Annotated in this window: 19 protein-coding genes and 1 pseudogene; 10 read left to right on the top strand and 10 right to left on the bottom strand. The window is 72.5% G+C overall.

Annotated elements, in window-relative coordinates; translation table 11 throughout:
* The first annotated feature begins 70 nt into the window (after positions 1–70).
* The 7 genes from GA0070614_RS28950 to GA0070614_RS30415 all read left to right on the top strand — a co-directional run bounded on the left by GA0070614_RS28950 (position 71) and on the right by GA0070614_RS30415 (position 6,604).
* Entirely contained in the window at positions 71–928 is an 858-nt protein-coding gene (locus GA0070614_RS28950; protein ID WP_088979732.1) for a MerR family transcriptional regulator, read from the top strand.
* Entirely contained in the window at positions 925–1,914 is a 990-nt protein-coding gene (locus GA0070614_RS28945) for a BtrH N-terminal domain-containing protein (RefSeq protein ID WP_088978918.1), read from the top strand. The genes GA0070614_RS28950 and GA0070614_RS28945 overlap by 4 nt, the downstream gene beginning before the upstream one ends.
* Before the next feature lie 322 nt (positions 1,915–2,236).
* Positions 2,237–2,623, top strand: coding sequence for a hypothetical protein (locus tag GA0070614_RS28940; protein WP_088978917.1), 387 nt, complete (start codon positions 2,237–2,239; stop codon positions 2,621–2,623).
* Positions 2,604–4,217 carry a protein kinase domain-containing protein gene (locus GA0070614_RS28935; RefSeq protein WP_088978916.1) on the top strand — a complete coding sequence of 538 codons (1,614 nt, stop codon included), beginning with the start codon at positions 2,604–2,606 and terminating at the stop codon, positions 4,215–4,217. The genes GA0070614_RS28940 and GA0070614_RS28935 overlap by 20 nt, the downstream gene beginning before the upstream one ends.
* 170 nt (positions 4,218–4,387) lie before the next feature.
* Positions 4,388–5,329 carry an ATP-binding cassette domain-containing protein gene (locus tag GA0070614_RS28930; RefSeq protein ID WP_088978915.1) on the top strand — a complete coding sequence of 314 codons (942 nt, stop codon included), beginning with the start codon at positions 4,388–4,390 and terminating at the stop codon, positions 5,327–5,329.
* The gene (locus tag GA0070614_RS28925; RefSeq protein ID WP_088978914.1) at positions 5,326–6,075 is read left to right on the top strand and encodes an ABC transporter permease; all 750 of its coding nucleotides are present in this window, start codon (positions 5,326–5,328) and stop codon (positions 6,073–6,075) included. The genes GA0070614_RS28930 and GA0070614_RS28925 overlap by 4 nt, the downstream gene beginning before the upstream one ends.
* 355 nt (positions 6,076–6,430) lie before the next feature.
* Entirely contained in the window at positions 6,431–6,604 is a 174-nt protein-coding gene (locus GA0070614_RS30415) for a hypothetical protein (protein WP_157745118.1), read from the top strand.
* Between the two features lie 52 nt (positions 6,605–6,656).
* Here GA0070614_RS30415 and GA0070614_RS28915 read toward each other — a convergent pair whose 3' ends face one another.
* From GA0070614_RS28915 to GA0070614_RS28900, 4 genes are all read right to left on the bottom strand, one after another.
* The gene (locus GA0070614_RS28915; protein WP_088979731.1) at positions 6,657–9,800 is read right to left on the bottom strand and encodes a BTAD domain-containing putative transcriptional regulator; all 3,144 of its coding nucleotides are present in this window, start codon (positions 9,798–9,800) and stop codon (positions 6,657–6,659) included.
* A gap of 126 nt (positions 9,801–9,926) precedes the next feature.
* Positions 9,927–10,823, bottom strand: a complete 897-nt coding sequence (locus GA0070614_RS28910; RefSeq protein ID WP_088978913.1) for an RNA polymerase sigma-70 factor — start codon at positions 10,821–10,823, stop codon at positions 9,927–9,929.
* Positions 10,824–10,888: 65 nt separating this feature from the next.
* The gene (locus tag GA0070614_RS28905) at positions 10,889–12,073 is read right to left on the bottom strand and encodes an NAD(P)/FAD-dependent oxidoreductase (RefSeq protein ID WP_088978912.1); all 1,185 of its coding nucleotides are present in this window, start codon (positions 12,071–12,073) and stop codon (positions 10,889–10,891) included.
* 123 nt (positions 12,074–12,196) lie between these two features.
* Positions 12,197–13,303, bottom strand: coding sequence for a cation diffusion facilitator family transporter (locus GA0070614_RS28900; RefSeq protein WP_172892526.1), 1,107 nt, complete (start codon positions 13,301–13,303; stop codon positions 12,197–12,199).
* 35 nt (positions 13,304–13,338) lie between these two features.
* Here GA0070614_RS28900 and GA0070614_RS28895 point away from each other — a divergent pair, with 35 nt between their 5' ends.
* Positions 13,339–13,698: an ArsR/SmtB family transcription factor gene (locus GA0070614_RS28895; protein WP_088978911.1), complete on the top strand. Its 360-nt coding sequence runs from the start codon at positions 13,339–13,341 to the stop codon at positions 13,696–13,698.
* Positions 13,699–13,808: 110 nt separating this feature from the next.
* Here GA0070614_RS28895 and GA0070614_RS28890 read toward each other — a convergent pair whose 3' ends face one another.
* The 3 genes and pseudogenes from GA0070614_RS28890 to GA0070614_RS28880 all read right to left on the bottom strand — a co-directional run bounded on the left by GA0070614_RS28890 (position 13,809) and on the right by GA0070614_RS28880 (position 17,222).
* Positions 13,809–14,963, bottom strand: a complete 1,155-nt coding sequence (locus GA0070614_RS28890; protein WP_088978910.1) for an epoxide hydrolase family protein — start codon at positions 14,961–14,963, stop codon at positions 13,809–13,811.
* A 268-nt stretch (positions 14,964–15,231) separates the two neighbouring features.
* Positions 15,232–16,075: pseudogene (locus GA0070614_RS28885) on the bottom strand (PhzF family phenazine biosynthesis protein).
* A gap of 142 nt (positions 16,076–16,217) precedes the next feature.
* A complete protein-coding gene (locus GA0070614_RS28880) occupies positions 16,218–17,222 on the bottom strand; it encodes a DUF3800 domain-containing protein (RefSeq protein ID WP_088978909.1) in 1,005 nt (334 codons plus the stop codon).
* A gap of 274 nt (positions 17,223–17,496) precedes the next feature.
* Here GA0070614_RS28880 and GA0070614_RS28875 point away from each other — a divergent pair, with 274 nt between their 5' ends.
* Together GA0070614_RS28875 and GA0070614_RS30410 are read left to right on the top strand one after the other, a co-directional pair.
* The gene (locus GA0070614_RS28875) at positions 17,497–18,003 is read left to right on the top strand and encodes a hypothetical protein (protein ID WP_157745117.1); all 507 of its coding nucleotides are present in this window, start codon (positions 17,497–17,499) and stop codon (positions 18,001–18,003) included.
* A 188-nt stretch (positions 18,004–18,191) separates the two neighbouring features.
* Positions 18,192–18,398: a hypothetical protein gene (locus GA0070614_RS30410; protein ID WP_157745116.1), complete on the top strand. Its 207-nt coding sequence runs from the start codon at positions 18,192–18,194 to the stop codon at positions 18,396–18,398.
* A 122-nt stretch (positions 18,399–18,520) separates the two neighbouring features.
* Here the strand turns inward: GA0070614_RS30410 and GA0070614_RS28870 are convergent, their stop codons facing one another.
* The 3 genes from GA0070614_RS28870 to GA0070614_RS28860 all read right to left on the bottom strand — a co-directional run bounded on the left by GA0070614_RS28870 (position 18,521) and on the right by GA0070614_RS28860 (position 24,902).
* On the bottom strand, positions 18,521–19,528 hold the full coding sequence (locus GA0070614_RS28870; RefSeq protein WP_088978907.1) for a sugar phosphate isomerase/epimerase family protein: 1,008 nt from the start codon (positions 19,526–19,528) through the stop codon (positions 18,521–18,523).
* A gap of 407 nt (positions 19,529–19,935) precedes the next feature.
* The gene (locus GA0070614_RS28865) at positions 19,936–22,041 is read right to left on the bottom strand and encodes a ThuA domain-containing protein (RefSeq protein ID WP_088978906.1); all 2,106 of its coding nucleotides are present in this window, start codon (positions 22,039–22,041) and stop codon (positions 19,936–19,938) included.
* Positions 22,038–24,902 carry a PQQ-dependent sugar dehydrogenase gene (locus GA0070614_RS28860; RefSeq protein ID WP_088978905.1) on the bottom strand — a complete coding sequence of 955 codons (2,865 nt, stop codon included), beginning with the start codon at positions 24,900–24,902 and terminating at the stop codon, positions 22,038–22,040. The genes GA0070614_RS28865 and GA0070614_RS28860 overlap by 4 nt, the downstream gene beginning before the upstream one ends.
* Between the last annotated feature and the right edge of the window lie 141 nt (positions 24,903–25,043).

Below are 25,043 nucleotides of genomic sequence, written 5' to 3'. Positions count from 1 at the left end.
GCCGGTGCCGCGGGGACCGGGCCGGGTTGACTCTCCCCCGAGGGGAGGGTCGAGGCTGTCGGAGGTGTCGGTGACGGACTTCATGCCGATCGGGGTGTTCGCGCGAGCGACCCGGTTGTCCGTACGGGTGCTGCGTAACTACGACCGGCTGGGTCTGCTCGTCCCGGCGAGCGTCGATCCGGACACCGGCTACCGCCGGTACAGCGTCGACCAGTTTCCGCGAGCGGGGCTGGTCCGACGGCTGCGAGAGTTGGAGGTGCCGTTGCCCGAGATCGCCGAGATCCTGGCGGCCGACAGCCCGGAGCAGGCCGGCGCGGTCATCGCGCGGCACCGGGAACGGGTGGCCGCACGGGCGGCCCGGCTCGACGAGATCGCCGGACGGCTGGAGGTGGTGCTGGCCGAGCCGGGGCGGATGTCGGGCTGGCTGGAGGTGTACGAACGGTGGCGCGCCGCCCAGCCCACCGCCCGCATGCTGGTGCGTACCCCGCTGAGCGGGCTGGGCGAGGTGCTGGCGCCCGGGTTCGCGCGGCTGTTCGCCGGCCTCGCCGAGCAGGGGATCGCCCCGGCGGGGCCGGCCGGGACCCGTTACCTCGGCGACGACCTCGACGCGGCGGAGGTGGAGGTCGAGCTGTTCGTGCCCGTGGCGCGAGCGCCCCGCACGACCGCGACGGTCGCGGCCGGGGAGCTGCCGGCCTGCCTGCTCGCCGCGACCGTGCACGAGGGTGGCTACGACGCCATCGACACCGCCTACCGGTCACTGGGGCGGTGGATCGCCGAGCAGGACCGGGTGCTGGCGGGCCCGGCCGAGGAGCGCTACCTCGTCGCGCCCGCGTCCGGCGTACCTGCGGCCGCGCTCCGTACGGAGATCGCCTGGCCGGTCCGGCCCCGGTCCGGCCCGGCCCGACCAACAGACGAGGAAGTCAGATGATCATCGAGAAGGTGGCGTTCCCCGGCGGACGACACTGCGAGACCACCACGCTCGGCGCCCTGCTGCGCCACGAGGGCGTCGACCTGTCCGAGCCCATGCTGTTCGGCCTCGGCGAAGGGTTGAGCTTCGTCTACTGGGACGCCAAGAACATGGACTTTCCGTTCCTCGGCGGCCGTACCAGGCCGGCCACGATCACCCGGACGGTGGCCGAGCGGCTGGGCCTGACCCTGCACGTCCAGGAGACCGCCTCGCCCCGCCGGGCATGGCAGAACGTCACCACCGCCCTGACCGCCGGACGGCCGGTCGGTCTCCAGCTCGACTCCTACCACCTGGACTACTTCACCACGAAGGTCCACTTCGGGGGCCACTTCGTCGCGATGTACGGCTACGACGACACCCACGCCTACCTGATCGACACCGCCCAGCAGGGCGGCGCCGTGTCGACCACCCTGCCGAGCCTGGCACGAGCCCGCGCCGAACGCGGACCGATGACGGCCCGCAACCTGTCGTACACCCTCGTCGGCCCCGCCGAGAGGCCCGGCCTGGACGGCCCGATCCGGACAGCCGTCCGGCACACCGCGCACGCCTTCCTGAACCCGCCCATCGCCAACCTCGGCCACCGGGGCATCGGCAAGGCGGCCCGCCAGGTGACGCGGTGGCTGGAGCGCGCCGCCGACCCGGCACGCGACCTCCCGCTGGCCGCGTCGCTGATGGAGCACGGCGGGACCGGCGGCGCCCTGTTCCGCGCCATGTACCGCGACTTCCTCGCCGAGTGCGCCACGATCGTCGACGACGACAACCTCCGCCTCGGGCACCGGATGTACGCCGAGATCGCCCCGCTGTGGACCGAGGTCGCCGGCCACATCACGGCCGCCGGAGAGACCGGCGACCCGGACCGGCTGACCCGCGCCTCGGCGGTCCTCACCGACCTCGCCGACCGGGAGCACCGTGCCATGCGAGTGTTGACCGGCGTGCACGCCGGATGACCACCACCTGCCGCGGCAACATCTGGCTGGACACCGCTATCTCGGCACGTGCGGATCCTCACATCCCGACGCGTCGCCCCGCAGGCAAGGGCGCGGCCCACCTCCCGGGTTCCGACCCGAACGAGCGTCGCCCGGCGCCTGCGCCTGCGCCATGTCCGATCCGTCGTTGCACCACGACGCCCCGCTCAGCCCCTCGGGGTCCTGCTGCTGTCGTAATGATGACCATCCGAGCGGCGCAGTGTGCCGATCGTGAAAGCTTTGTGGCTGCGTCACAAACCCGAATCCGGCACCGCATGAGCTAGGTGAGGAGCGGCAGAACCAGGTGGACGTGTTGAACGTGTTGGCCGCGATCGTCGGCTTCGCCTCAGCCGCCTTCGCCGTATGGGTGTACGTCGAACAGCGCCGGAAGGCGGCGACCGAGCGCAGCCGGGTGGCGGCCCAACAAGAGCGGCTGCGCATGGCGCTCGCGACAACGTCCTCCTGCCTCGGCGCCGCAGATCTCATCGTGCAGCGCTCCAAACAGGACGATGTGAGCGTAGTGGAGCTACAGAACATCGCGCGGGTCCTCCGGGGCAGCCTGGGAAATCTCGCCCGTCAGATCGAGGCCGAGGACCAGGTCCTGGCGCACTGGGAGTTCGGCAAGTCGTTCTACAGCGTGCCCAGCCCGCCCGGTCCGGCCGGTATCGCCGATGATGGCACTCTCACCTGAGGCGCCGCAGGAGCGGCCCGAGAACAACCCTCGGGTCCGCCTGACCGGGCTGACCCCGGAACGGGTGTTGGCCGGCGGAATGTCGCTCGTCTACCTGTGCAGGAGCACCGTTCACGACGACGGAGTCGTCGCGGTCAAACGGCTTCGCCCCCAGTTGTTCTCCACGGAGGATGACGTCGCCCGCTTCATGCGGGAGTGCTTCCTCTGGCTGCAACTGGGACGGCATCCCAACATCGTCACCGCGATCTCGGCTCACAAGGCACCGCACGAACCACCGATGCTGGTGCTGGAGTACGTGCCCGGCTCGCTGCGGGAGGCCCTGCGAGGTGGGCCACTCGGCGTCGAGCGGACGCTGCGGCTGGCGTGGGAGGTGACCCAGGGGCTCAGGTACGCCCGCGCGCAGCTGCCCGACTTCGTGCACGCGGATCTGAAGCCAGAGAACATCCTGCTGGATGATGTGTCAGCCGCAAAGATAACCGACCTCGGGTTGGCCAGGGCCTTGCTGGCACGGCCCTCCGGTGATCTCACCGATGACGACGACGCGGGCGCCGGAACACCCCTCTACATGGCGCCGGAGCAGGTCGACGGCCCCGCCGTGCCGGCAAGTGACATCTACGCGCTGGGTTGCGTGCTCTTTGAGATGCTGTCTGGCATCCCGCCGTACGGTGTGCCGGACAACACCGTGGACTACCGGCTCCAGCATCGGTACGGCACACCGCTGCCACTGAGCACGCTCAGCCCCCACGTGCCTGCTGATCTGGCCGCTCTGATCCATCGGTGCCTGGCAAAACGCCCGCATGAGCGCCCGGATCCCGTCGAGATCGGCCGGGTCGTCCGCGCCGTGGCCGCGCCGCTGCGCGTCTCACTGCCGGCACACGAACCGTCCGGTCCCGACGTGAGCACCATCCGAGAGGCGATCCGCGGCTTGGTCAACCTCGGATTTGCCGACGACGCGATCGACTCCTACAACCGGAGCACAGCGCGGCGGCCGGAGATCAGCGACGATGAGCACACCCGGTACCTGATGGTCCGGGCATTGAACGACCAGAGGCGCTGGCAAGAGGCGGAGGAGCACCTCGACTGGCTGGCCGAGCGCATGGCCGACGCGGACGACGTCTGGCAAGGCGCACTCACCGGAGAGCGGGCGCGCGTCTCGCTGGCCGCCGGACGCCGGGCTGAGGCGCTACAACTGTTCGCACGGAGCGCGCGGATGATTCCCCAGTCGAGTGTCGCCTGGTCGAACCTGGCGATCCTGCTCCATGGGGAGGACTTGGTCGAGGACGCCGTCGTCGCGATGCAGATGGCCATGCTCCGCTCGCTCAACCTCTTCTACCTCGGGGCACTGGCAGGGTGGCTTGTCGACCTGGGCCGGCCACGCGAGGCGCTGCGATACGCTGAAGTTGCGGTGAAGATCCATCCGAGGGAGCTTGCCGCCCGCGGTTTGGTGCTCCTCGCAGAGAGAGCGATGGCCGATCTCCCTGACGGCGATCGCCCGGCGTCACCCTTGGCCCTGCTGGGTGACGTGGGTACGAGCGTCCGGGACTCCGTGAACAGGGCCGTCGACCATCTGCTGTCGGACGACTTCCAAGGATGACCGACCTCTCTCACCGCCATGATGAGGTGCACCTCGGAATATTCGAGCGGGACAGCCACCGTGACCGGTCTGCATTGCGACCCTGACCTCAACGTCGACTCGTAGCCGTGTCAGCGCCCGTGTCAGGGGCGTGTCAGGTGGGTGTCAGGCCGGCTGCCGATCGTGGTGGCATGACACGCACAGCGATTGCCGCCTCCGGGCTGCGCAAGGCCTTCGGGGACAAGGTCGTCCTCGACGGTATCGATCTGGAGGTCCGTGAGGGCACGGTCTTCTCCCTGCTCGGCCCGAACGGGGCGGGCAAGACCACGACGGTGAACCTGCTGACCACGTTGATGAGGCCCGACGGTGGGACCGCCCGCCTCGCCGGGCACGATCTGGCGACCGAGACCAGGGCGGTGCGGGCGGCCATCGGGGTCACCGGCCAGTTCGCCGCGGTCGACGAGCTGCTGACGGGCCAGGAGAACCTGCAGCTGATGGCGGACCTGAAGGGTCTGCGCGCCGACGAGGGCAGGCGGGTCGGCACGGAACTGCTGGAGCGGTTCGACCTGGCGCAGTCGGCGCAGAAGATGGTGGCGACGTACTCCGGGGGGATGCGTCGCAAGCTCGACCTGGCGATGACGCTGATCGGCAACCCGCGGATCATCTTCCTGGACGAGCCGACGACGGGGCTGGACCCGCGCAGTCGCCGCACCATGTGGTCGATCGTGCGGGACCTGGTGGCCGACGGCGTGACCATCTTCCTCACCACCCAGTACCTCGAGGAAGCCGATCAGCTCGCCGACCGGGTCGCGGTGCTCGACCGGGGCCGTCTGGTCGCGCAGGGCACCCCCGACGAGCTGAAGCGCCGGATCCCCGGCACCCACGTCCGGCTCAGGTTCGCCACCGTCACCCAGCTCGACGCGGCGGCACGACTCTTCACCGACCACACACGCGACGCCGAGGCCCTGACCCTGCGGGTGCCCAGCGACGGCGGGACGACCTCGCTGCGGGCGCTGCTGGACCGGCTCGACGAGCACGCGCTCAGCGCCGAGGAGTTCTCCGTGCACACGCCGGACCTCGACGACGTCTTCCTCGCCCTGACGGGCCACACCACGGAGGTGGCAGCGAAATGAGCACCAGATCCCACACGATGGTGATGTTGCGCCGCAACTTCCGGCACGTGGCCCGGAACCCGACCTCGGTGTTCAACTCGGTCCTGATGCCGATCGTGATCATGTTGATGTTCGTCTACGTGTTCGGCGACGCCTTCGACGTCGGCGTCGACTACATCGACTACGCGACGCCTGGACTGGTGCTGCTGGCCGTCTGTTACGGGCTGGGAGCGACCGCGACGGCGGTGAACTCCGACATGACGAAGGGCATCATCAACCGGTTCAAAGTCATGCACGTCTCCCGTGGCGCGGTGCTGACCGGGCACGTCGTCACCAGTGTGTTGACAAACGTGGTCGCCATCGCGGCCCTGATCGGGGTGGCCTTCCTGCTGGGCTTCAGCCCGGCGGCGGGTCTCCTCGACTGGCTCGGCGTGGTCGGCCTCGTCGTCCTGCTCGGTCTCGCGGCCGGCTGGCTCACGGTCGCCCTGGGACTGGCGGCGAAGTCCCCGGAGACGGCGGGTCTGGCCGCCGTGCCGTTGGTCATGCTGCCGTTCTTCAGCAGCGCCATCGTGCCGGCGGAGAAGATGGGGCCGGGCGTGCGGCAGTTCGCCGAGTACCAGCCCTTCACGCCGATCATCGAGACGCTGCGTGGGCTGCTGGCCGGGGCGCCGTCCTCCAACGACACGATCGCCGCCATCGCCTGGTGCGTCGGCATCGCCGCCGTCGGATACCTCTGGGCGCGGTCCACCTTCGAGAAGCGGGCCTGACCTCCCGCACGACGCCGTGGCGGGGGCCGTGAACGCGGTGACCCCGCAGCCGAGATCGACGAGTCGACGCGGCCCGCTCGCCGGCTGCCGACGGACCCGACACGGGGCCGACGAGCGGGCCCGCCGCGTCACCGACCATCACCCATCACCGCGCCAGACCGGAGGACCATCATGCCCACATTCGTCACGCCAGGGCCCATCGCCGCCACCGTGCAGGTCGCCGGGGCCCGGGTACGGGTCACCGCCGGCGACCGGACCGACACCGTCGTACGGGTCGCACCCGTCGACACCGCGAACCCGGCGAACGTCAGGGTGGCCGAGAAGACCAAGGTCGACTTCGCCGACGGTCGACTGTGTGGGAATCAGCGAGGGCGCCGCCGCCCGGGTGGACGCCCACAGCAGGCGCGGGTCGGTACGCGACTGTCGGGCGTCGCGGGAGACCCCCGACGGGTCGGACAGCGAGGTCACCGTCCGGGCCCGCACCCGGTACGGCGACATCGTCATCCGGCCCGCGGCAGGTCGGCCCTGAGCCCCGTCACCGCAGCCGGCTCCTGCTCCCCGGGCACGGACTCCGGTCGGTGTCAGGGGGCGAGGGTGACCGCGACCAGGTGCGTCCAGTCCGTCCGCGTACCCTGCTCGGTCGCCTCGGCGAACCGTACGTCGCCGAGGTGGCGCCGCGTGGCCCGCTCGATGCGGGCCGCGTCCGGGTGGGAGCGGTCCGGCAGTCCGCGCACGCCGTCGCTGGCCGCGAGCAGCCGCGCGGCCTGCTCGTGCTGGTCGCCGCGCAGTGCCAGGTCGGCGACCCCGACGAGCACCTGTGCGATCAGGGGCGCGACCCCCGCCTCGGTCGCCGCCCGGTAGGCCGCCGTCCGGTGCGCGCGGGACTCGTCGAGGTCGTCGGTGAGGTAGCCGCGCAGGTCGTGGGTGACCGCGCGGATGTTCGACCGCTCCGCGTCGTCGCCCAGGATGGTGGTCGCGACGTCGAGTTGCGCTCGGGCCTGCGCGGCGTCGCCGCCCCAGCGGGCGATCTCCGCCCCGGACAGGGCCAGCTCGACCAGTGCGTCCGGCCAGGTGACCCGTTCCGCGCAGCGGCGCGCCTCGGCGAGGGCAGCGGCGCTGGACGTCTCGTCGCCGAGCAGCCAGTACAGCTGCGCCTGTCGTGACCGCATCCGGATGACGTCCTCGACGGCGCCGACGTCGGTGACCACCGCGATCGCCTGCTCGTAGTGCGCGCACGCGTCGGCGAACTCGCCACGCGTGGCGAGCCGTTCCGCCAGCTCGGTCAACGCCAGGGAGATCCCGAACCGTTCGCCGAGCGCCCGGAACTCGGCCAGCGCCATCTCGAGATGGCGGTCGGCGTCGCGTCCGCCCCGGCCGAGCATGATCCGCATCTTGCCGAGGTGGAACCGGGCCAGCGCGCGTACCCAGGGGTCCTCGTTGTCGAGCAACGGCTCGAACGCGGACAGGTGCGCGTCCGGCGTGCGCAGCATGCGCTCCAGCGGAGCGACCAGCTCCAGCACCGGGTTGCGGGAGCGGCTGCGCCGGCTGAACCGGTACGCCTGGTGGATCCACTCCTTCGCGTCGTGCTCGTCGCCCCGCCCGGAGGTCAGGAAGAGCACGACCAGGGCGTACACCATGGCGCGGACCTCGTCGGTCACCTCGCCGGGAGTCCTCGTGGCGGCGATGACCAGTTCGAGGCCCTCGGCCTTGTGCCCGCCGAGCCACCAGTACCAGCCCGCGCCCGCCGCGAGCCGCATCGCCGCCTGGGCCTCGCCGGCGGCGAGCGCGCCGCGCATCGCCGCGGCGATGTTGTCGTGTTCGGTCCCGAGGGTGGCGAGCCACCGTAGCTGCTCGCCACGGCGCAGGTGCGGCTCGGCGGTCTCGGCGAGTTCGGTGACGTAGGCGAGGTGCGCGTGCCGGGCCCGGTCCGACTCCCCCGCCTCGGCGAGCCGCTGCCGGGCGTACTCCTTGATCGTGCCGATCATCCGGTAGCGCGGAGCGCCGTCGACCTCGGTGAGCAGCAGGGACTTCTCGGCCAGCGAGGTGAGCAGTTCCAGCACCTGCTCCTGGACGACCCCGTCGCCGGCGCAGACCCGCTCGGCGGCGGGCAGGCTGGCCCCGCCGGAGAACACCGACAGCCGGCGCAGCACCGTCCGCTCGGCGTCGGTGAGCAGCTCCCAGCTCCAGTCGACCACCGCGCGCAGCGTCTTGTGCCGCGGCAACGCGGTACGGCTGCCGCCGGTCAGCAGACGGAACCGGTCGTGCAGCCCGTCGGCGAGTTGGTCGACGGACATGGTGCGCAGCCTGGCCGCGGCCAGCTCGATCGCCAGCGGCATCCCGTCCAGCGCCCGGCAGATCCGCGCCATCGTCGGCAGCGCGTCGGCGTCGACCGCCAACTCCTTGCGCACCGCGCCCGCCCGGTCGCGCAGCAGCCGTACGGCGGGAGAGGTCTCGATCTGGCCCGGGTCGGCGTCGCCCTGCGGCAGGGCCAGCGGCTCGACCAGCCACAGCGCCTCGCCGGTGATGCCCAGCGGTTCCCGGCTCGTCGCCAGGATCCGCAGCCGCCGGCACTCCCCGAGCAGCCGGTGGGCGAAGGCCGCCGCCGACTCGATGACGTGCTCGCAGTTGTCCAGGATCAGCAGCGCCTCACGTTCGCGGATGGCGGCGACGATCCGGTCGGTCAGCTCCGTGTTCGGCGCCTCGCCGAGCAGGGCGTCGCGCAGGCCGAGCCCGGCGAGGGTGGACCGCGCCACGTCACCGTCGGCGCCGATGGCCGCCAGCTCCACCAGCCAGGCCCCGTCCGGCAGGTCGTCGAGCAGGGTACGCGCGGTCTCCGTGGCCAGCCTGGTCTTGCCCGAACCACCCGGCCCGATCAGGGTGGTCAGCCGATGTCCGGTGACGAGTTCGCGGACCACCGCGACCTCGGCGTCCCGGCCGACGAAGCTGGTCAGCTCGGCGCGCAGGTTGGTCCTGCGGGTCTCCTCCCGCCGGCCCAGCTCGCCCCGCAGCAGCGCGACGTGCAGCGCGGACAACTCCGGTGCGGGGTCGACGCCCAGCGCGTCGGCCAGGGCCGCTCTCGTCCGCTCGTACACCAGCAGCGCCTCGTTGCCGCGACCCGCCGCGACGAGGGCGCGCATCAGCGCGGCGACCAGCCGTTCCCGTACCGGGTGCGCGGCCACCAGATCGGTCAGTTCGGTGATCAGCTCGGCCCCGTGGCCGAGGCCGACCTCGGCGTCGAACCGGTCCTCCAGGGCCCTCAGGCGCAGCCCTTCGAGCCGGGTGACGGCCGCGTCGCACGCCGCGCTGTCCGGCAGGGCGACGTCCTGCAGGGCGGCGCCGCGCCACAGGGCGAGGGCCTCGCGCAGCAGCTCCAGCCGCTGTGGATCGTCGCCGCTGCGGGCCTGGCCGGCGGTGACGAGGCGTTCGAAGCGCACGGCGTCGACGGCCTCGGGTGGCACCGCCAACCGGTAGCCGTCCGGGTGCCCCTCGACCGAGCCGTCCGGCAGCGCCTTGCGGAGCCGGGAGACCAGCCGGTGCAGGGCGTTCGACGCGTCGGCGGGTGGCTGTTCGCCCCAGATCCAGTCGACGAGCGTCGCCTTGCCCACCACGCGTCCGGGTTCGAGCGCGAGGGCGACCAGCAGTCCGCGCAGCCGTGCGCCCGGCACGTCGGCGACCACGCCGCCGTCCGTACGCACCTCGAACGGCCCGAGCATCCCGATCTGCACCCCGCCGATCTTGCCACGGCCGATGTCCCGCCCCGCACCAGCGGACGGCTGCGCCACAGCGGTGAGTCGCCACTCCGGCCCGCCCGTCGGGCCGGGTGTCCGCCCGGCCGGGTCCGCGGTCGGTGGTCAGCGCAGGGTGAGCGGGGTTTCGCCGGTGAGGCGGGTCAGCTTCTCCGGGTTGCGGACGTAGTACAACCCGGCGATGAGGCCGTCCTCGACCCGGCTGGCCAGGACGCCGTCGATCTCGCCCTGGTACCGGACGAGCAGTGCCGGGCTGCCGTTGACCGTGGTGGGTTCCCCGGTGAGGGTGCCGTCCAGCTTGCCGAGACCACCGAGGAACATGCGGACCACCCGGTCGGCGCCGACGACGGGACGCAGCGCCGCGTGCTTTACCCCGCCGCCGTCGCTGACCAGGACGACGTCGGGGGCGAGCAGGTCGAGCAGGCGCTGCGGATCTCCGGTCCGCAGCGCGCGCCGCAGGGACTCCACCACCGCCCGGGCCTGGCCCGGAGGAACCGTCCGGCGGGGTCGGCGGGCGTCGACGTGCCGGCGGGCGCGGTGGGCGATCTGGCGGACCGCGGCGGGACTCTTGCCGATGGCGGCGGCGATCTCGTCGTAGCTGGTGGCGAAGGCCTCACGCAGGACGAAGACGGCGCGTTCGGTCGGTGACAGGGTCTCCAGGACCAGCATGAGGGCCATCGACATGCTCTCGGCGAGTTCGACGTCCTCGGCCACGTCCGGCGTGGTGAGCAACGGCTCGGGCAGCCAGGGACCGACGTACGACTCCTTGCGGCGGCGCAGGGCGCGCAGCCGGTTGAGCGACAGTCGGGTGGTGATCCGTACGAGGTAGGCGCGCTGGTCGCGTACCTGTCGGGAGGGGACCTTGACCCAGCGCAGCCAGGTCTCCTGCAGGACGTCCTCGGCGTCGGCCGCCGATCCGAGCATCTCGTAGGCGACGGTGAAGAGCAGGTTGCGGTGGGCGAGGAAGGTCTCGGTCGCGGCATCGGTGGCCTGGTCGCTCATGGGTCGACGGTTCTCCTTCGCGTCCGGTCCGGCGTCGTCGCAGGACCACGCCGGTCGGGCCGGGTTCACTGGTGGGTCGCGACCCGCGCCTGTTCGGCCCGCAGCAGCCGCTGCCGATGGCTGTTCCTGAGCCACGTGTGGGTGCCGGGCCGGCGCGCCTCGTCCACCAGGTGCTTGACGCTGAAGTCGCAGGCGATCTCCTTGAGCTTCGCGCCGGCCCGGCCGCTGACGTACAGCGGCATCGCGGTGTCGTCGCGGCGGGCGAGCTGGTAGACCCCGCTGTGGCGACCGAGACTGACGCACATGGCGGTGAAGAGCACGCTCACCGGCGTGGGCTGCCCGCCGGTGATCCGGTGCAGCACCGTGTCGGCGGCGTGTGCGCCCAGGCAGCTCGCGACGTAGGCGCTCATCCGCAGCGGCAGGTTCGACGGCGCGGCGCAGTCCCCGGCGGCGACGATGCGCTCGTCGTCGACGCTGGTCAGCGTCTCGTCCGTGACCAGGCGACCCGCGGCGTCGGTGCGCAGTCCGCTGCGCGCGGCGAGGTCGGGCACGGCGAACCCGGCGGTCCAGACGGTGACCCCGCTGGGCAGCTCGCGGCCGTCACCGAGCCGCACGCTCTCGCGGGTGACCGCGGTGACCTTCGCGTCCGGGCCCTCGATCACGGTGACGCCGAGCGCGGCGAGCCGCTTGGACGCGGTGCGCCGCGCGCGGGGGTGCAGGTACCGGCCCAGCACGCCTCCGCAGACCAGGGTCACCGGGCGGCCCTGCTCCGCCAGCTCGGCGGCGGTCTCGATGCCGGTCGGGCCGGCCCCGACGACCGTCAGACGGGCCGTCGCCGGCGTGGTGTCGAGGACCGACCGCAGCCGCTGCGCCGCCTCCAGGGTGGCGATCGGGTGGGTGAACTCCGCCGCGCCCGGCACCCGCCGGTCGGTGTCGCCGCTGCCGGCGGCGTAGACCAGGTAGTCGTAGCCGATCGGGCGGCCGTCGGCCAGGATCACGCGGCGTCCGGCCGGGTCGACCCGGGTCACCGTGTCGACGACCAGCCGGACGCGGTCGGCCAGGACCTCCCGGTAGTCGACGACGGCCGGATGCGATCCGCCGACCAGTTGGTGCAGGCGCAGCCGCGCCACGAACGTCGGGCGCGGATTGACCACGGTGACGGTCACGTCGTCGCGCTGGGTCAGCCGGTTGGCCGCCATGACGCCGGCGTAACCGCCGCCGACCACGACCACCTCGGTGTTGCCCGCCATGATGTCCCCCTCGTCGCTCGGCTTCGGTCACCAGACACCGCCGGTGCCGTCGGTGTGACGGACGTGAGCCGGATCACCCGACGAGACGGGGCGGTCCCCGGGGGACGGGGCGACGGCCGCGGGTCAGCCGTGCCGCGTCGCGGCGGGCCCCGCCGGCTGGGAAGCGGCCTGCCGGCGTCGGTGGGACAGGTCGGTGTGGTGGTGTCCGCCGGGGTGGCTGTCGGGGTCGGTGTGGACGGTGGCGGTGGCCAGCCGGGGCACGGCGTGGGTCAGTTGGTGCTCGGCGTCGGCGGCGATCTCGTGTGCGGCGAGGAGGCTCAGGTCGGCGGCGACGACGAGGTCGGCCTCGGCGTGCAGCCGGTGGCCGATCCAGCGCAGTCGTACCGCGGTGACGTCCTGGACGCCGGGCACGGCCCTGAGGGTCGTCTCGGCCCGGTCGACGAGATCGGGGTCGACGGCGTCCATGAGGCGTCGGTAGACCTCGCGGGCGGCGTCCTTGAGGACGACGGTGATGGCGACGGCGATGATCAGGCCGATGGCGGGGTCGGCCCAGCGCCAGCCGAGGGCGGCGCCGCCGGCGGCGGCGAGGACGGCGAGGGAGGTGTAGCCGTCGGTGCGCGCGTGCAGGCCGTCGGCGACCAGTGCGGCGGAGCCGATACGCCGGCCGACCCGGATGCGGTACCGGGCGACGGTCTCGTTGCCGACGAATCCGACGAGGCCGGCGGCGGCGACCCAGGGCAGGTGGGTCACCTCGGTCGTATGCAGCAGCCGGGCGACGGCGGTCCAGGCGGCGGCGACGGCGGAGCCGGCGATCACCAGGACGATGACGATGCCGGCGAGGTCTTCGGCGCGCCCGTAGCCGTAGGTGTAGGCGCGGGTCGCGGCGCGGCGGCCGAGCAGGAAGGCGATGGCCAGCGGCACGGCGGTCAGGGCGTCGGCGACGTTGTGCAGGGTGTCGCCGAGCAGGGCCACCGAACCGGAGAGGACGACGATGACCGCCTGGGCGGCCGCGGTGGCCCCGAGGCCGAGCAGTGAGATCCACAGGGCGCGCAGGCCGGCACGGGACGACTCCAGCGCCGGGTCGATCTTCGTACGGGAGTCGTGCGAGTGCGGGACGACGAGGTGGGTCAGCCGGCGCCACCGGCCGACGAGCCGCCCGCCGTGGTCGTGGTGCTCGTGTGGGTGGCCGTGGTCGTGGTCGTTCACCCGTTCCCCCAGTCCGCCGGTCACACGGTGTTCGGTGACAGCGGCGATAATATGTGCTCATGTACGCACGCGACAACGTGGCAGGTGCCAGTGACCTGCAACAACGCCTGCCCGGCGATCCGGACGTCGAGGCGGCCACGCAGATGTTGCAGATGCTGGCCGACCCCACCCGGTTGCGGCTGATGTCGCTGCTCGGCGAGGGCGAGCACGACGTGACGGCGCTGGTCGCGGCGGTGGGCACGACCCGACCGGCGGTGTCACAGCACCTGGGCAAGCTGCGGCTGGCCGGGCTGGTCAGCGTCCGGCGCGACGGCCGCCGGGCGCTGTACCGGACCCGGGACGGACACGTGCGCCGGCTGGTGGCCGAGGTGCTGCACGCGGCGGCGCACCGGATCACCGGCGAACCGGAGCACGACTGAGCAGGGCGTCACGCGACGGACGGAGTGCGGGTCGGCCGGTCCACGATCGGACGACCCGGGCGACCGGGAGGAGGTCCGGAACCTCCTCCCGGTCGCCGGGGCGGCGCGGGTCAGCCGTCGGATCTCAGCGGGCGGAAGAACGTGCGCAGTTCGTCGGCCACCTGTTCGGGCTCCTCGTGGGCCATGAAGTGGCCACCCCGGCCCGGCGTGCTCCAGTGCCGAAGGTCGGTGAGGACCCGTTCGGTGAGGCTGCGGGGCAGGCCCGCGTACGCCGGCTCGTGGCTCAGGGTGACCGCGGCGGGCACGGTCACCGCCGGGACCGGCCGGTTCAGCGGGTAGTGGTAGTACTGCTGGAACGACGAGCCGATGGTGCCGGTCACCCAGTAGAGCGTCGCGACGGTCAGGATGGTGTCCCTGTCCCATTGGGACTCCAGGTCGCCGCCGCAGTCGCTCCACTCGCGGTACTTGTCGATGATCCAGGCGAGGAGTCCCGCCGGGGAGTCCGCCAGGGCGGCGGCGAGGGTGTCCGGTCGGGTGCACATGATCTCGCTGTAGCCGCCGTCGGTGGCGTCGTACGCGGCGAGGGCGTCGAGGTACGCCTGCTCCTCGGCCGTCGGCGGCTGGTCCCGGAAGTCGGTCGTCACCACGGCGGAGGTGATGTGGATGCCGGTGACCTCGCCGGGGTAGAGGGCGCCCAGCCACTGGGTGACCCCACCGCCGATGTCGCCGCCGAAGGCTCCGAAGCGGTCGTAGCCGAGGGTCCCGGTCATGAGCGCATGCCAGACCTCGGCGACCCGCCTGCGGGTGAACGGCCCTCGCACCGGTTCGGAGTACAGGAAGCCCGGCAGCGAGGGGACGACCACGTCGAACGCGTCGGCGGCGTCGGCGCCGTGGCCGACCGGGTCCGCCAGGCGCCGGGCGACGGCCAGCATCTCCACGAAGCTGCTCGGCCAGCCGTGGGTCAGGACCAGCGGCAGCGGCGCCGGTGTGCCCGCCGGACGCTCGGCCCGCAGGTGCACGAAGTGCACCCGCGCCCCGGCGATCTCGGCCAGGTAGTGGGGAAACGTGTTGAGGGCGGCCTCCGCCGCGCGCCAGTCGAAGCCGTGCGCCCAGTGGTCGACGAGGTCGCGCAGCTGGCCGGGATCGACCCCGGCCGCCCAAGCGGTGGTGTCGGACGCCGTCGTGAACCTCGTGCGGACCAGCCGCGAACGGAGGTCGTCGAGGACGTCGTCGGGGACGGAGATACGGAAAGCCGTTGCTGTCATGGTGTCCTTCGCTCAGGAGTGCGGGTGCCGGGGCGGCGCTCCTGGGTGCCGGTCAGACAGACGGCACAGCGGGGAGCGCCCGGAGATCTCTGATCGTCCACATCGGGCCCACCTCCTCACTGGCTGCCGGCACGACCATACGCGACGGCCCGCCACCGGGTGCGCCCGTGCCGTCGTCGCCGCCCCGGTGTGACGCACACCGCCGGGACCAGGTGGCACGGGCGGACCCGACAGCGCACCCGTGCGCCTGGCCCGTCGGCGGGCGCCGCTACGGCGCGAGTGCGACGGCGACGCCGGTCACCTCGATGCCGGTCCGCGGGCCGGGGCGGATCCCCACCGTCAGCAGGCTGGGACGACCCAGGTCCTGACCCTGGTGCACGGTGACCGTCGCCGGCGGTGTGACAAGTGCGAGTTCGCGCAGGTAGCCGCCGAGCGCCGCGGCGGCCGCGCCGGTGGCCGGGTCCTCGACCACGCCGCCGGGAGGGAACGGGTTGCGGGCGTGGAACACGTGCTCGGACTCGCGCCAGACGAGGTCGACCGTCGTCCAGTCCCGCTGCCGCATCAGCGTCGCCAGGGCGGCCATGTCGTAGGCGAGGTCGGCGAGGCGGTCCCGGGTCGCGGCGGCCAGGATCGGATGCCAGGCTCCGGCGAACGCGACGCGTGGTGGCAACGCCGGGTCGAGGTCGTCCGGCGACCAGCGCAGCGCCGCCAGCAGGGTCGCGAGGTCGGTGGGGGCGATCGGCGCGGTCCGCGGGGGCACGGAGACCAGGGTGGCGCTGGTCGTGCCGTCCGCTGCGACGGTGGTGGTGACGTCGACCCGGCCCGGCCCGGGTGTCCAGGCGCAGCGGGCCGGGGCCGTGCCGCTCGGCGTACGCGACCGCGGAGGCGATGGTGGCGTGACCGCAGAAGGGCACCTCGGCGAGAGGGCTGAAGTAGCGTGCCTCGAATCGTCCACCGCCGCGCGGGATGAGGAACGCGGTCTCGGAGTATCCGACGTCGGCGGCCACCCGGAGCATCTGCGCGTCGTCCGCGCCGGTGGCGTCGAGCACGACACCCGCCGGGTTGCCGCCTGCCGGGTCGTCACTGAACGCCGTGTAGCGCAAGATCTGCACGGGAGGACCGTACAAGGGCCGGCAGGCGGCCACCAGAGCCGATCCGGCGACGGTGGTCCCGCGACGACGACCGGGGCCTCGGATGCCGGCGCGATCCGGCGACGGCGGTGGCCGGCACGTGGGCCGACGGGTCGGCCGCGCGTCACCGGTCGGGGTCGTGCAGCGAGGTCGGCGAGACGAACGGCTGGAGCGGGCCGGCGAGGATCCCCGGCGCCCTGCGTGCCATCCCGGCGAGCAGGTCGGCGACCTGGACCCGGGGGTCGTCGCGGGAGTCGACCATCACCAGCCCGACCAGCGGTGACGCCGCCGCGTCGGCGCCCGCCGGTGGCCACACGGCGGCGTCGGCCAGCACCTGCCGCAGGCGGGTCAACCTGGCGGCCGTGAGGGCGCTCTGCTCGTCGTGGACCACCAGCACCTGCCGCTGTCCGCCGCTCCAGCACAGGACGGTTTCGGCCAGGGCCGGCAGCATCGGCTCCAGCGGCGGCGGGATCGACCGGTCGTCGGCGAAGAGACGGGTCAGGAAGGCCCAGACCCGCCCCCGGTCGAGCCCGTCCAGGACGGTCGCGGCCGGTGCGCCGAGCCGCGCGCGTACCAGCGCGTCGCGGGCCTGGAAGAACCGCTCCAGCGCCGGGCGATCGGGCCGGTGCCGCCGCTTGGTCCGGACCAGGTCGACGAAGGCGGCGAGGAAGACCGGCCAGTCGGGACCGGCCGAGCGCCCGGCCCGGTACACGGCGAGGGCGGCCGGACGGCGCTCCTCGCTCAGGCGGGTGCCGGCCGCGTACGACGGCTCGGCCAGGAGCAGATCGACGATCCGGGTGACGAGGAAGTACTCCTTGTCGACCAGGTGGACGCGGGCTCGGCCGCTGAGCGCCGTCAGGAGCCACTCCAGCGCCTCCCGGGCGTTCGGGCTGCGGCGGAACTGCCCGGACTTGAACTCGTTCGGCGAGAAGCGGAACCGGGAGCGCAGCGCCGCGATCAGCTCGACGGCCTCGTCGACGGACAGGTCGACGCTCGCGTGCGTGATGACCGGGGTGGCCGGATCGAGCAGGTTGGTGCCGGAGAACCCGGATTCGTCACAGGCGATCCGCACGACGGCGTCGGTCACCGTGTCCACCGGCGGCAGTCCGCCCTGGAGGGGCAGCCTCACCTCCGGTCCTCCGCCATGCCCGCCATGCTCGCCCGCCCACCCCGAGCGGACAACCGAAATTGCCGGCGTGGCGCCGTGCCGGTCGAGGCCGTCCGCGACGCGCCCGCCGACGCCTCGTGCCGCCGACGAACGTGGTGTAACGGCGGACGCCGACCGGGCGCTGATCGGGCGGTACTTCCCAGGGGCGGGCCGCCGGACCAGCAACACCGTGCCCCATGACCGATGTCGGGCCGACGGGCCTGGCCATCGCGGCAACTCGGAGATGGAGACACAGGTGGCCATCGATCTGGCGTTCGAGACACGGGAGCGGAAGGTGTTGGCGGCCGTTGCCGACGGCATCGTGGCGGCGGCGGCAGGGCGGGCGCTGCGGGTGGCGGTCGCCTGTTCCCCGGCGCACCTGACCTTCGCCGGGCAACTGACCAGAGCCCTGCACGCCCGCGGCCGGGCCTGCAACTGCATCACCCCGATGCCGGACGGCTCGCCGCCCGACCGACCCGCGACGGGCTCGGATCCCGTCGACCCGGCCGTCGCCATGATCGTCAGCAGCCCTGTCCCCACCGGTGGCGAGGTGTACCGCGTCAGCGTGTGCCTCGTCGACGAGTGCCCGCAGAACCCGCCCTCCGGTGACCCGGCGGCGGGCGACGGCGGCAGGAGCGGTCCGGCCGCCGAGGTCGTCGTCGACTACGGCGACCCCACCGGGCCGGTCCTTCGGCGGTTCACCACCGACGAGGGGCTGGTCGCCGACCGCACCGCCGACGAGAACCGGACCGCAGGCACGTAGGCGGGCGTCCCACCGGGGCGCTACCGGGCCGTCCGGATCTACGAGATGTAATGCCGACCAGCAGGACACCGCCTATTGAGGAGTGAGGGGCCGCGCGGCCCTTCACGCCCCGGGCGGATCTCCGACCCCTCCTCCCGCGACCGTCGAAGGGCCGCCCGGGCGCCGGCACCGATCCACGCGGAGGCGACATGACGAGGTCCCGGGCGCACCAACCGCCGGCCGAGTGGCCCGTACTGAACTCCCGAGCGGTGTCCGCCCGGCTGCCGGGGCCGAACCCGCAGCCACCGCCCGCCCCGGCAACGCACCGCGACCAGCGGCGGGCCTACCTGCTGCTCGGAGAACTCGCCCTGCTCGCCGGAGCCCTCGCGCTGCTGGTCGCCGCCTTCAGCAGGTGAGGGACCCGCCCGGACGAATCGAGCGCCGAGAGGGCCGCCCGGCGGGCGCGTACGCCGGACGGCCCCGTGTCGGCCGACGACCTCCCGCCCGTCGCCGTTGACGAGCGGAGGGCCGGTGCTGCTCAGTCCTTGCTGGTGAAGGCGGCGTCGAAGGCTGCCGCCGGGGCGTCGAAGGCGAGCCGGCGGACGAACTGGAGCGCCTCGGGCGCGCCGACGAGCCGGTCCATGCCGGCGTCCTCCCACTCGATCGAGATCGGGCCGGCGTAGCCGATCGCGTTCAACGCCCGGAAGCAGTCCTCCCACGGCACGTCCCCGTGGCCGGTGGAGACGAAGTCCCAGCCCCGCCGCATGTCGGCCCAGGGCAGGTGGGAGGCGAGCCGACCGCGCCGGCCGTCCCCGGTGCGGACCTTCGCGTCCTTGCAGTCGACGTGGTAGATCCGGTCGGCGAAGTCGAAGATGAAGTTGACCGGGTCCAGCTCCTGCCAGACGAAGTGCGACGGGTCCCAGTTCAGGCCGAACGCGGGCCGGTGGTCGACCGCCTCCAGCGTCCGCTTCGTCGTCCAGTAGTCGTAGGCGATCTCGCTCGGGTGCACCTCGTGGGCGAAGCGGACGCCCACCTCGTCGAAGACGTCGAGGATCGGGTTCCACCGGTCGGCGAAGTCCTGGTAGCCGCGTTCGATCATCGACGGGGGCACCGGCGGGAACATCGCCAGGGTGTGCCAGATCGACGAGCCGGTGAACCCGACCACCGTGTCCACCCCGAGTCGGGCCGCCGCGCGGGCGGTGTCCTTGATCTCCTCGGCGGCGCGCCGGCGTACGCCCTCGGGCTCACCGTCGCCCCAGATCCGGGCCGGCAGGATGCCCTGGTGCCGTTCGTCGATCGGATGGTCGCAGACGGCCTGGCCGACCAGGTGGTTGGAGATCGCGTACACGCCGAGGTGGTGCTTGGCGAGGGTCTCCCGCTTGCGCTCGACGTACGAGTCGTCGGCGAGCGCCTTGTCGACCTCGAAGTGGTCGCCCCAGCAGGCGATCTCCAGGCCGTCGTAGCCCCACTCGGAGGCGAGCCGGCAGACCTCGTCGAACGGAAGGTCGGCCCACTGGCCGGTGAAGAGCGTGATGGGTCGCGCCATTGTCCTTCTCCCCTGTCGTGATGGGGGATTCCTTGCGGGACCGGGGCGAGGGTGACCGGGACGGGCCGGTGTGGCGGCGCACCGGGCGTGCGGACCGGTGGGCACGGGGACGCGCCTGGGCCCGACGGGTTGCGCCTCCCGTCGGGTCACCGGCCACCTGCACGGTCGCCGCCCCTCACTCTAGGTCCACCACCACCCCGGCGGAAGGGCCGCTGCTCGGGCAGGGGCGCGCGCCCGTCCGGCGGGTGTGGGCGAGCCTGCGGGTCCGAGGGCTGCCGGGCGCCCGTGGCTGCCGGACGGCACCCGGGACTCGTCGCGGCACCGCCCGTGCCGTCCGACGGCACGGGGCCCCTGCCGTGACAGGGGCCCCGTGGACGTGACGGTGTCGGGATGACCGACGACTCAGGTCATGGCAGGGTCCACTTCTGGTTGGCGCCGGTGTGGCAGGTCCACAGGTGCACCGCGGTGCCGTCGGCGGAGTTGTTGCCCGAGACGTCCAGGCACTTGCCCGACTGCGGGTTGCGCAGCGTGCCGTCGGCCTGGGCGGACCAGTTCTGCGCCCCGGTGCCGTTACAGGTCCAGAGCTGGATCTTCGTCCCGTCGGCGGAGCCGCCGCCGGAGACGTCCAGACACTTGCCCAACGCCTTGACCGTCGAGTTCGCCGTCACCGTCCACGCTTGCGCGGCCGAGCCGTTGCAGGTGTAGATCTGGATCTGGGTGCCGTCGGCGGTGGCGCCGTTGCGCACGTCCAGGCACTTGCCGGCCAGGCCCTTGACCGGGCCGGTGCCGGTGCCACCGCCGGCGCCCCTCACCAGGGTGAAGTCGTCGACGTCGAAGAGTCCCGACCCGGAGCCGGTGAAGGTCAGGTAGAGGTTCTGGGTGCCGGACGGCACCCCGGACAGGTTCGTGGTGACGTCGGCGAAGGTGGTCCAGCCGCCGGTGTTCGGTACGGCGACCGAGCCGAGCACCGTGCCGGTGGTGGAGCCGGTGCGGACCTGGATGGTGCCGCCCGGGCCGCCGGAGACGATCCGCGCCTTGAACGACGTCACCCCGGTCAGGTCCAGCCCCTGGTAGGCCGCCCAGTCGCCCGGGTCGATGTAGCCGAGGGTCTGGCCACCGTTGGCGCCGGCCTTGCTGAACGGGGTGACCCCGCCGGCCGAGCTGAACGACTCGGCCTGCACGGTGGTGTTCCCGCCCGGGGTGGAGCCCAGCTCCTTGATCCGGATGTTACGGAACGACACGTCGTCGCCGGCGCCGTGGTTCTGGATGCCGACGTGGCCGGCCAGGGAGCGGGCCGGGTCGGTGTTGGTGAAGTCGTTGATCTTCGAGCCGTTGAGGAACACCTGCAGGCGTTCCCCCTCGACCAGCAGCTCGTAGGTGTTCCACTGCCCGGGCGGGTTGAGCGCCGCGTCCCGGGCGGCGATGTCGGCGGACTTGAAGGTGTAGACGGCGCCGGTGGTGCGATCGGCGGTGTCGGTGGCGTCGATCTGCACCTCGTAGCCGTTGTTCACCGCCGAGTACGGGTCGCTCGACGGTGGGAAGCCGATGAAGACGCCGGAGTTGTCGTCGCCGGCGAGCTTCCAGTCCAGCTTCAGCGAGTAGTTGGTGAACTGCTTGGCGCTGTACCAGAACAGGCCGAGCCCGCCCGAGGAGGTGAGGGTGGCGTCGGAGTTGGTGAAGCCGCCCGGCCCGGCCTGCGACCAGCCGGTGGTGGCGCCGTTGTACAGCGCCGTGTAGCCGCTCTCCGGGCGACAGTCGGCCTTGGCGCGGCCGGCCGCGTACCGGATGCCGCCGAGCAGGTGGGCCCGGAACGCGGCGTCGGAGTACGACGCCTGGGTGTGGCCGCCGCCGGTGTAGAAGGCCCGGCCGCCGCTGTAGGTCTTGCACCAGGCGTGCGGGTGGTCGGCGCCCATCGAGCCGCCCGAGTAGGACGACTCGTCGAGGGTGGCCAGCACGCGGGCGGTGGAGCGGGCGTTGGTCTGGTAGTTGTACCACTCGTCGGTGCGGGTCCAGGTCTGCGGCAGGTGGGCGGTGCCCGGGTGCGCCCGGTTCTCCACCTTGACGTTGGCCTGCTGGATGGCCGGGTGCGAGGCGAAGTACGCCCCGACCAGGTTGCCGTAGAAGGACCAGCCGTACTCGGTGTCGGCGGCGGAGTGCACGCCGACGAACCCGCCGCCGGAGCCGATGTACGACTCGAAGGCGGTCTGCTGGGTGGCGTTGAGCACGTCGCCGGTGGTGTTGAGGAAGACGACCGCCTCGTACTGCGCCAGGTTGGCGGTGGTGAACGCGGCGGCGTCCTCGGTGGCGGTGACGGTGAAGCTGTTCGCCGCGCCGAGGTCGCGGATGGTCTGGGTGCCGACCGCGATGGAGTCGTGCCGGAAGCCGGCGGTCTTGGAGAAGACCAGCACGTCGTACGGGGCGTCGGCGGCGCTGGCCGGGGTGGCGGGGGTGGTGCAGGCGAGGACGGCGAGGACGGCGGTGGCCACGCCGAGGGCGGGTCGGAGGATTCTCATGGCAGGGTCCACTTCTGGTTGGCGCCGGTGTGGCAGGTCCACAGGTGCACCGCGGTGCCGTCGGCGGAGTTGTTGCCCGAGACGTCCAGGCACTTGCCCGACTGCGGGTTGCGCAGCGTGCCGTCGGCCTGGGCGGACCAGTTCTGCGCCCCGGTGCCGTTACAGGTCCAGAGCTGGATCTTCGTCCCGTCGGCGGAGCCGCCGCCGGAGACGTCCAGACACTTGCCCAACGCCTTGACCGTCGAATTCGGCGTCACCGTCCAGCTCTGCGCGGTGGTGCCGTTGCAGGTGTAGATCTGGATCTGGGTGCCGTCGGCGGTGGCGGCGTTGCGCACGTCCAGGCACTTGCCGCCGAGTCCGACGATCGGCCCGGTCCGGACGGCGGCGGTGTCGAGGGTGAACGAGTCCACGTCGTAGAGGGCGCCGGTGCCGGCGCCGGCGAAGGTCAGGTAGAGCGTGGTGGTGCCGGCGGGCGCTCCGGAGACGGCGCCGTTGACCGTGGTGAAGGTGTCCCAGGCCCCGGTGACGGGCACGGTGGCGGAGCCGAGCACCGTGCCGGTGGCCGAGCCGGCCCGCAGCTGGAGGGTGCCGCCGGCGCCGGCCGAGGAGACCCGGGCGCTGAACGAGGTGACGGTGTCGAGGCGGTAGGGCTCGAAGGCGATCCAGTCGCCGTTGTTGATGTTGCCGACGGTCTTGCCGCCCTCGGCCGTGGCCTTGTCGAAGGTGGCGATGCCGGCGGAGGTCCTGTAGTGCTCCGCCTGGCGCTTCTTGGGTTGCAGGGTGTGCTGCTTGTGGGTGGTCAGCCCGCCCGCGTCGGTGTACTCGGCGTCGAAGATGGCGAAGATGTTCGCCGCGTCGTCGTGCTCACCGTCGACCGGGATGGTGATGGAGCCGGTGCAGCCGGTCCTGGAGGTGATCTGGTGACCGTGGCTGTCGTGGCCGAGGACGTAGGTCATCTTGACCTTGGCGCAGTCGATGGCGCCGTCCTCGGGGTCGGTCACCGTGACGCGGAAGGGCACGGTGTCGCCGTAGCTGAAGACCTGGCCGTTGCCGGGGTTGACGATGGTGACGGTGGGGGCGGTGTTGCCGACGCCGATCTGCACGTTGGCGGTGCCGGTCGCGCCCTGCGGGTCACGCACCGTCAGGGTGACGGTGTACGTGCCGTTGGCGGTGTACGTCTTGCTCGGGTTGGCCGCCGTGGAGCTGGTGCCGTCGCCGAAGTTCCAGGAGTACGTCAGCGCCCCGCCCTCCGGGTCCGACGACCCGGCCGAGGAGAAGTTCACGGTCAACGGGGCCGCGCCGGAGGTCTTGTCGGCCGAGGCCGCCGCGGTCGGCGCCCGGTTCCCGCCGGCGATGTAGTCGTAGCGGTAGAGCGCCGAGTTGGCGTCGCCGTTGAAGTAGCCGGTGCCGTAGTCGAGGACGTAGAGCGCGCCCTCGGGCCCGAAGGCCATGTCCATGACCTGCTTGCCGTTCCACGGGAAGGTGTCGATGCCGCCCGGGGAGCCGTCGGCGTCGAGGTGGATCGGCTTGACCCAGCCGCGGCCCAGCTCGCCGGCGAAGAACTGCCCGTCGAAGGACTGCGGGAACTTGGTGGTGGAGGTCGACGAGGCGTTGTACCGGTAGACCGGGCCGGCCATCGGCGACTCGGAGCCGCCGCCGAACTCCGGCGGGCTGCCGGCGTCGCCGGCGTAGCGGATCCAGGCGGCCTTGGCGCCCGGGAGGGTGGTCAGGCCGGTGTTGCGGAACGAGTTGTTCGTCGGCCCGCCGGTGCAGTTGTACTTCGCCCCGGCCGTGCCGGTGGCGAAGTCCCACTCCGCGTACGTCTCGGTCGCGGTGTTGGTGCCGGTGCAGTACGGCCAGCCGTAGTTGCCCGGCCCGGTGATCCGGTTGAACTCGACCTGACCGCTGGGGCCGCGGGCGGTGGTGGTGCCGGCGTCCGGTCCGTAGTCGCCGACGTAGACGATGCCGGTGGCCCGGTCGACGCTCATCCGGAACGGGTTGCGGAAGCCCATCGCGTAGATCTCGGGGCGGGTCTTCGGGTCCGAGTCGACGAACATGTTGCCCGCCGGGATGGCGTACGTCCCGTCGGCGTTGACCTTGATCCGCAGGATCTTGCCGCGCAGGTCGTTGGTGTTGGCGGAGGTGCGTTGCGCGTCGTACGCGGGGTTGCGGTTGGTGCGCTCGTCGAGCGGGGCGTAGCCGGCGGAGTCGAACGGGTTGGTGTCGTCGCCGGTGGACAGGTAGAGGTTGCCGGCGGCGTCGAAGTCGATGTCGCCGCCGACGTGGCAGCAGATGCCCCGGTCGGCCGGCACGTCGAGGATGTCGACCTTGCTGCCGGTGTTGAGGGTGAAGTCGCTGTTGAGGGTGTACCGGGAGAGCCGGTTCACGCCTCGCCAGGCGGAGAAGTCGCTGCCGGTGGTGGGCGCGTCGCCGCCGGGGGTGGACAGCGGCGGCGCGTAGTAGAGGTAGACGTGCCGGTTGCTGGCGAAGTTCGGGTCGACCCCGATGCCCTGCAACCCCTCCTCGTCGTGGGTGTAGACCGGCAGCGTGCCGATCACCGAGGTGTTGCCGGCGGAGTCGGTGCGGCGCACGGTGCCGTTGCGCGCGGTGTGCAGGACCGACCGGTCGGGCAGCACCGCGATGGTCATCGGCTCGCCGACCTCGGCGACCCCCTTGGCGAGGGTGACCTGTTGGAAGTCGGTGGCGACGATGGGGTGCGCCCGGGCGGGCGTGGCGCCGCCGAGCGCGGCCGGGCCGGCGCTCAGTGCGAGCGGGCCGGCGGTGGCGGCGAGCAGCAGAGTCGCGGCGGTGGAGATCCATTGTCGCGTTCGGGATGTGGTGGGGGTGTCCTGGGTGGACATGTGCCGTCCCTTCCTGACGAGTGACTGCCAGGGCGGGCGCGCGCCGTCGCGCCGGATGCCGTAGCGGGGAGATGCTCCTCGGCCCGCCGGGTGCCGCCCGGCCTGCCGTGACCATGGATGGGGTGGGGACCACGTGCTCGG

Origin of the sequence: Micromonospora coxensis, assembly GCF_900090295.1 — a bacterium.
GTDB lineage: Bacteria > Actinomycetota > Actinomycetes > Mycobacteriales > Micromonosporaceae > Micromonospora > Micromonospora coxensis.
The sequence above is the reverse complement of the archived record's forward strand: the minus strand, read 5'-3'. Positions and strand labels throughout refer to the sequence as shown.

What these genes read in the sequence shown, in the direction of transcription:
- GA0070614_RS28945 (WP_088978918.1), top strand. Translation starts at nt 925, where the DNA reads ATGATCATCGAGAAGGTGGCGTTCCCCGGCGGACGACACTGCGAGACC.
- GA0070614_RS28890 (WP_088978910.1), bottom strand. Translation starts at nt 14,963, where the DNA reads ATGACAGCAACGGCTTTCCGTATCTCCGTCCCCGACGACGTCCTCGAC.
- GA0070614_RS28860 (WP_088978905.1), bottom strand. Translation starts at nt 24,902, where the DNA reads ATGTCCACCCAGGACACCCCCACCACATCCCGAACGCGACAATGGATC.
- GA0070614_RS28935 (WP_088978916.1), top strand. Translation starts at nt 2,604, where the DNA reads ATGATGGCACTCTCACCTGAGGCGCCGCAGGAGCGGCCCGAGAACAAC.
- GA0070614_RS28905 (WP_088978912.1), bottom strand. Translation starts at nt 12,073, where the DNA reads ATGGCGGGCAACACCGAGGTGGTCGTGGTCGGCGGCGGTTACGCCGGC.
- GA0070614_RS28930 (WP_088978915.1), top strand. Translation starts at nt 4,388, where the DNA reads ATGACACGCACAGCGATTGCCGCCTCCGGGCTGCGCAAGGCCTTCGGG.
- GA0070614_RS28925 (WP_088978914.1), top strand. Translation starts at nt 5,326, where the DNA reads ATGAGCACCAGATCCCACACGATGGTGATGTTGCGCCGCAACTTCCGG.
- GA0070614_RS28870 (WP_088978907.1), bottom strand. Translation starts at nt 19,528, where the DNA reads ATGGCGCGACCCATCACGCTCTTCACCGGCCAGTGGGCCGACCTTCCG.
- GA0070614_RS28895 (WP_088978911.1), top strand. Translation starts at nt 13,339, where the DNA reads ATGTACGCACGCGACAACGTGGCAGGTGCCAGTGACCTGCAACAACGC.
- GA0070614_RS28865 (WP_088978906.1), bottom strand. Translation starts at nt 22,041, where the DNA reads ATGAGAATCCTCCGACCCGCCCTCGGCGTGGCCACCGCCGTCCTCGCC.
- GA0070614_RS28910 (WP_088978913.1), bottom strand. Translation starts at nt 10,823, where the DNA reads ATGAGCGACCAGGCCACCGATGCCGCGACCGAGACCTTCCTCGCCCAC.
- GA0070614_RS30410 (WP_157745116.1), top strand. Translation starts at nt 18,192, where the DNA reads ATGACGAGGTCCCGGGCGCACCAACCGCCGGCCGAGTGGCCCGTACTG.